Source organism: Pseudoalteromonas sp. SIMBA_162 (genome assembly GCF_046535955.1).
In the GTDB taxonomy this organism is placed as follows: Bacteria; Pseudomonadota; Gammaproteobacteria; order Enterobacterales; family Alteromonadaceae; genus Pseudoalteromonas; species Pseudoalteromonas marina.
In genome coordinates, this window is the sequence record NZ_JAWJBQ010000595.1 from 1 (window position 1) to 262 (window position 262).

Annotated in this window: 1 protein-coding gene; it reads right to left on the reverse strand. The window is 60.3% G+C overall.

The genetic code is table 11. From position 1 onward, the window contains the following. The coding region (locus R0J88_RS21060; RefSeq protein WP_410901035.1) for a hypothetical protein at positions 1-262 on the reverse strand (262 nt) is incomplete at both ends.

Below are 262 nucleotides of genomic sequence, written 5' to 3' on the forward strand. Positions count from 1 at the left end.
GGCGAGCAGATGTCGATCTGCCAAACCCCGGATGCTTTGTCTCTGCGGATTGACATGGTGAATCTCCGTCGACCTGCAGCGATAGCCGGGTCACATTGTTGCTTTTCTGCCCCAGCAGGGCAAGTTGGGATGGCCAGACGCGCCAGGCGCGACCGCCCGGCAGTCTGAAGCCGATCTGTTTTCGGCTGGCGAACACGGTTTGGTAGGACAGTCCCAACCGCTTCGCCGCCTCCCGTAGGGAGATGGCGATTTCTTCGGTCAT